Annotated in this window: 7 protein-coding genes; 6 read left to right on the top strand and 1 reads right to left on the bottom strand. The window is 34.0% G+C overall.

Annotated features, from left to right (window positions below; translation table 11 throughout):
* From SOY52_RS10380 to SOY52_RS10355, 6 genes are all read left to right on the top strand, one after another.
* Positions 1–732, top strand: a 732-nt coding sequence (locus SOY52_RS10380) for a ParA family protein (protein ID WP_320848883.1), incomplete at its 5' end; no start/stop codon positions are given.
* The gene (locus SOY52_RS10375; RefSeq protein ID WP_320848882.1) at positions 722–1,660 is read left to right on the top strand and encodes a ParB/RepB/Spo0J family partition protein; all 939 of its coding nucleotides are present in this window, start codon (positions 722–724) and stop codon (positions 1,658–1,660) included. The genes SOY52_RS10380 and SOY52_RS10375, both read left to right, overlap by 11 nt.
* A 16-nt stretch (positions 1,661–1,676) precedes the next feature.
* Positions 1,677–2,627, top strand: coding sequence for a peptidylprolyl isomerase (locus SOY52_RS10370; protein ID WP_320848881.1), 951 nt, complete (start codon positions 1,677–1,679; stop codon positions 2,625–2,627).
* Positions 2,628–2,635: 8 nt separating this feature from the next.
* Positions 2,636–3,988 (top strand): DNA repair protein RadA, encoded by a 1,353-nt coding sequence (gene radA, locus SOY52_RS10365; protein WP_320848880.1) that lies wholly within the window; start codon positions 2,636–2,638, stop codon positions 3,986–3,988.
* Between the two features lie 51 nt (positions 3,989–4,039).
* The gene (locus SOY52_RS10360; RefSeq protein ID WP_320848879.1) at positions 4,040–4,672 is read left to right on the top strand and encodes a TetR/AcrR family transcriptional regulator; all 633 of its coding nucleotides are present in this window, start codon (positions 4,040–4,042) and stop codon (positions 4,670–4,672) included.
* A complete protein-coding gene (locus SOY52_RS10355; protein WP_320848878.1) occupies positions 4,645–5,169 on the top strand; it encodes an ABC transporter ATP-binding protein in 525 nt (174 codons plus the stop codon). Before SOY52_RS10360 ends, SOY52_RS10355 begins: the two co-directional genes overlap by 28 nt.
* Before the next feature lie 28 nt (positions 5,170–5,197).
* On the opposite strand, the gene SOY52_RS10350 is transcribed toward SOY52_RS10355, so the two are convergent.
* On the bottom strand, positions 5,198–6,023 hold an 826-nt coding region (locus tag SOY52_RS10350; protein WP_320848877.1), incomplete at its 5' end, for a TraB family protein.

Here is a 6,023-nt window from a genome sequence, read left to right as displayed (position 1 = left end):
CAAAAAGGTGGTGTTGGTAAGACTACTACATGTGTCAGCCTTGGCTCATCCCTTGCTGCACTTGGATATAAAGTTTTACTAGTAGATTTCGATTCTCAGGGTAACCTGACTGGTTCTGTATCTGCAGATAACAGAAAAGCTACTTGTTATGATGTAGTTGTTGGTAAGGTATCTGTTAATGATGCTATTCAAGCTACACCATTTCAGAATCTTTTTGTTATACCAGGTTCTTTAGATCTTGCAGGATTAAATGTTGAACTTGTTGATGAAGAAAATAGAGAATTCTTTCTTTCTAAAGCATTAGAACCTATTTCTTCTGATTATGATTTTATCTTTGTTGACTGTCCTCCTGCTTTAGGCTTGATTACTATGAATGCTATGTGTTGGGCTGATAAAGTAATTATTCCTATGCAATGTGAGTACTTTGCAATGGAAGGTTTAAATTTATTGATGAGGACAATATCTTCTGTTAGAAAATCATTAAATCCTAACTTAGAGATATTAGGTATCTTATTTACAATGTATACAAAGAGAGCAAAACTTAACTCTGAAGTTGTAGAAGATATTTCTAATTTCTTCCCTGAATTAGTATTTAAGACAATAATTCCAAGAAGCATTAGACTTGCAGAGGCTCCTTCTTATGGTATGCCGATTAATATTTATGATGCATCTAATGCAGGAGCAAAAGCATATAATAATTTGGCTAAGGAGGTCATAGACCGTGTCAGCTAAAAAAACACATGGATTAGGAAAAGGAATGGGATCTCTTTTGGGGAATTTTGATTTCGATATCACTCCAGATGTTGTTGCAAAACCAAAGGAAAAGATTACTGTTTCTCTCTCTGAAGAAGATGTAAAAGATAGGATTATTTCTGTTTCAATTGATAAGATTAAGGCTAATGAGAATCAACCAAGAAAATCATTTGATGATAATACATTGGAAGAGTTAGCTGAATCAATTAAAAATCAGGGTGTCCTTCAACCTCTTTTAGTTGAGAAAATTAATGATGATTGTTACATCATTGTTGCTGGTGAAAGAAGGTTCCGTGCTGCTAAACTTGCAGGATTAAAGGAAATTCCTGTAATCGTTAGATCTTTTACTGAGATTGAGCGTATAGAGGTTGCTTTAATTGAAAATATTCAGCGTGAAAATCTTAATTCAATCGATGAAGCAGCAGCTTACCAGTATCTAATTCAGAAGTCTGGATTAACTCAAGAAGAAGTAGCTGTTAAAGTAGGTAAAAAAAGATCTACTGTAGCTAACAGCTTAAGACTTTTACAGCTTCCAGATTCCATGAAAGATGATGTTATTTCTGGTGTCTTATCTGCTGGTCATGCTAGAGCTATTTTATCTTTAGTGAACCCAAATGATAGAGTTCTATTAAGAGATAAAATCATTGAAAAAGAGCTTTCTGTTAGAGAAGCTGAAGAAGAGGCTGAGCTTCTTAATCAAGGCAAAAAAGTAAAGATTAAGAGAACATCTAAAACTAAAGATCCATACGTTCAAGAAGTAGAAGATAAACTACTTGAAGCATTTGGAACTAAAGTTGAAGTAAAAGGAAATCTAAAAAGAGGTAAGCTTGTGATACAATACTCAAGTAAAGCAGATCTTGAAAGATTGTATAAAATACTCGGTAAGAGTGATGATTTATTCGAATAATAAAAGGAACAAATAGATGGATAAAAGTAATTTAAAAGACGGTCTTTATAGTGTTATTAAAACTAGTAAAGGCGATATTGTATTAGAGCTTGAGTACAAAAAAGTACCAATGACAGTAATGAATTTCGTTGGTCTTGCTGAAGGTGTATTGAATCTTCAAGATGAAGGTGAACCTTTCTATGATGGACTTAATTTCCATAGAGTAATCCCTGATTTTATGATTCAAGGTGGTTGTCCTAAAGGTGATGGAACAGGTGGTCCTGGATATAGATTTCCTGATGAATTCGATCCATCATTAAAGCATACTGGTCCTGGTATTCTTTCTATGGCTAATGCTGGTCCTGGAACAAATGGTAGCCAGTTCTTTATTACACATGTTGCTACTCCATGGCTTGATGGAAAACACTCTGTTTTTGGACACGTTGTAGAAGGTCAGAATGTTGTAAATAAAATCAAAACTGGAGATAAAATCGAAAGTATTGAGATTGTAAGAGTTGGTGAAGATGCTGAAAAGTTCGTTTGCACAAAGCAGGCTTTTTCTGATTTAGTTGAAAAGGTTGAAGAGGAAGCTAACAGAAAAGAAGCTGAAGAGCAAAAGAAAATTGATAGAGAAATTGATAATCGCTATCCTGGTGCAATAAAAACTCCTTCAGGATTAAAGTATGTTGTATTAAAGGAAGGTAGTGGTAGTGCATCACCTAAGTATGGTCAAAATGTTACAGTTCACTATCAGGGAACATTCTTAAATGGTAAAATCTTTGATTCCTCTATTTTAAGAGGAGAGCCTGCAACATTTAAAATTGGTCAGGTTATTGAAGGTTGGAATGAAGCTCTACAAACAATGAAGAAAGGTGAGAAAAGAACTTTAATTATCCCTTATCAGCTTGGTTATGGTATCCATGGATATCCAGGAGTAATTCCTCCTAAGTCAACATTAATCTTTGATGTTGAACTCTTAGATTTCTAATTATTTTAATGAAGAAAGATTTAGTACGCTTTGTCTGTAGTGAGTGCGGACGTGAAGAGAGTAAATGGCTAGGACGCTGTCCTAGCTGTGGCTCTTGGAATTCATTTGTTGAAGAAAAAGTAATAGCCCCTAGTGCGAATAAAACACAACAGGCTATAACTATTATCGATAAAGAAATTAAAAGTTTATCAGATATTACAGTCGATGAAGCAACTCGTTTTGATTCAGGAATAAGCGAGTTAAATAGAGTATTAGGTGGTGGTATTATGAGACCTAGCTCTGTACTAGTTGGAGGTGAACCTGGAATAGGTAAATCTACAATAATGCTTCAAATGCTATCTTCTTCTTCATCAGAGGGAAGTGTACTATATGTTTCTGGTGAAGAGTCACCATCACAGGTTAAGTTAAGAGCTATTAGACTTGGCCTAGATTTAAAAAGTATAAATATCTTTTGTGATACACGATTAGAGTCTTTAGTTGATGCAATAGAAAAGACTTCACCTGCAGTTGTTGTAATTGACTCCCTTCAAACATTATCTAGCTCAACAGTACCTTCTATAGCAGGCTCACCTAATCAAATGAGAGCTTGTTGTTATGCGTTAAGCATGATTGCTAAGACTAAAAATATAGCAATGTTTTTTATTGGTCATGTAACAAAAGAAGGAACACTAGCTGGACCTAAGATTGTAGAACACTTAGTTGATACAGTCTTATATTTTGAACATGCTGAAACAGGTGTTAGATTCTTAAGAGCAGTAAAAAATAGATTTGGTTCTGTTGATGAAATTGGTATCTTTAGAATGGATAGCGATGGCCTTAAAGCAGTAAAAGATCCTACAGAATTTTTTATCTCTTCACGTGGAGAAGAAAACCTTCCTCCTGGAATTGCTTATACAGCAGTAGTCGAGGGGTCAAGAACATTCTTAGTTGAAATACAAGCCTTAACAGTACCTGCTAAAAGTGGGCTCTCTCGTGTTTATTCTGATAGAATTGATAGCGCAAGAATTAATAGGGTTGCTGCTATATTAGAGCGACATGCTGGTGTTAGATTATCTGATCAAGATATTTATGTTAATGTTGCGGGTGGAATGAAAATAAATGAAGTATCTATAGAGTTAGCTGTTGCATTAGCTCTCTATTCAGCTCGATCTGGAAAAGCATTACCTCCTAATTTAGTAAGTTTTGGAGAACTTTCTCTAGCAGGTGAGGTTAGACCAGTAGCTTTCTTAGAAAAAAGAATAAAAGCAAGTAATGATCTAGGCTTTACTAATATTTTATCTCCAACTAAGGTTAAAGACCAAAATATGAGTACCTGTAAAAATATTAAACAGGCAATAATGATTAGTGGGGCACTACAATAAAATTATTGACTCTTTTATATTTAAATTACATAATACCGACAGGTTGTCGATATGAGAATTGTTAAGGAATCAGAAGAGAGACGTGAAGAAATCCTTGATGTAGCAGAGAGTTTATTTGCTACTAAAGGTTATACATCTACTAGTACGAACGACATTATCGATAGAGTAGGTATAGCTAGAGGAACTCTTTACTATCACTTTAAGTCAAAAGAAGAAATACTCGATGCAGTGGTTTTACGTTTTACAGACTCCTTAATTAATAAAGCTGAGGCTATATCATTAGATAAATCTATTGATCTAATAGATAGAATTGTATTAACAATGACCTCTCTTTCATCTGATACAGAACTTGGTAAAGAGCTACTATCTGAAATACATAAAAATGAAAATGCGTTACTCCACCAAAAGGTACAAGATAGAATGTTATCAAGAGTTGTGAAAATATTTGAACGTATGATTGAAGAGGGTAATGCTATTGGATATTTTAATTGCCAATATCCCTATGAAACTTCGGATATGATAATTACATATTCTTATATAGCTTTTGATAACGATAAAATGGAATCAAATATTAATAAAGAAAGATTAATTACTGGATTTATAAGAAATGTTGAGAAGCTTTTATCAATAGAGGAAGGTTCAATGGAGAAGTTTTTTTGCTTGAAAATGAAATATCAAAGTTAAAGAGTAATGACTTATCTGATATTAGAAGAAAGCATATTGGATTTGTTTTTCAAAATCCAGAATTAATCCCTGAATTAAATGTTTTAAAGAATGTACTAATTCCAACAAGGAACACAAAAGAAAAAGCTATTAAGGCTGATAATCTTCTCTCTCAATTAAATCTAGATGGATATGGAAAAAGAAGTGTAAATAACTTATCTGGAGGAGAAAAGCAAAGAGTTGCTATTGCAAGAGCACTTATTAATAACCCAGATATAATATTTGCTGATGAACCAACCGGTGCTCTAAACCAAAGGACATCAAAGGAAACAATGGAAGTATTTCTTAATTTAAATGAAAAAGTGAATACTATATTGATGGTAACTCATGATGCAAAGGTAGCAGCATTTTCTGACCGTATTATTTATCTTGTCGATGGGAAAATTAAAGGGGAGTTTAATAATATTAATAGAGATAAAAATGAAGTAAGAAGCTTTTTATCTAACCAAGGATGGTAAAAAAATCTCCGGTTTCCCGGAGAATTTTTTAAAGGTGTGAAAGTAGCACAGGAAAGGCTACTAGGGTTCCGAATGCACTTCCAACAGAGGATAGTAAGAAAACTAATAGTGCATGAAGTATTCTATTTTTGTACCACCCTTTAAGGGTCATTGCATCATCGTTAATGCCTTCAAAATCCTTTACCTTTGGTTTTCTAAATGTTGCTTCTGCAATTCCTCCTAGCATGCCGACACCTAAAACTGGGTTAAGAGCAAAGAATGGCGCCGTAATTGTACAAGCTAAAATATTTAACGGATGTGCGAGAGATACTAATGTCATTAGGAAGGTACATGAGCAGTTAACAGCAATCCAATATAAAAAGGTTTTTAAACCTTGGTCCCATCCAGAAGAGATAAAACTAAGAACGATTAACAGTACGATTAACATTGGTACTAGGTAGGAAAATATCTTACCAATTGGTTTTCCCTTTGGTACAATTGTTAAAGAGTCTAATGTTGGTGTTTGTTTTCCTTCACTTAGGCTTTCAATAGTTGAAATTACACCTTGGGTATGTCCTGCACCAATGACAGCAACTTTCTTTTTACCTGGGGCTTCAAAAATAGATCTTCCTAAGTATTGATCTCTTTCATCAATTAATACTTCCTTAACCATTGGAAGTTCTTTAGCCATTTCCTGCATTAATGTTTGAAGAGTATCTTGGCTCTTTAGTTGTTCAAGCTCCTCTGCAGTAATTTCTTCATTAGAAAAGGCTGCTGAAATTAGAGTTGCTAAAAGCTTACATTTATTCCAAAGAGAGCTTTTAGCCCAAGCTCTTTTAAATGTAGTTTGTATATCTCTGTCACATAAAGAAACA

The organism is Bullifex sp. (assembly GCF_034103065.1).
Taxonomy (GTDB): Bacteria; Spirochaetota; Spirochaetia; order Sphaerochaetales; family Sphaerochaetaceae; genus Bullifex.
The sequence above is the reverse complement of the archived record's forward strand: the minus strand, read 5'-3'. Positions and strand labels throughout refer to the sequence as shown.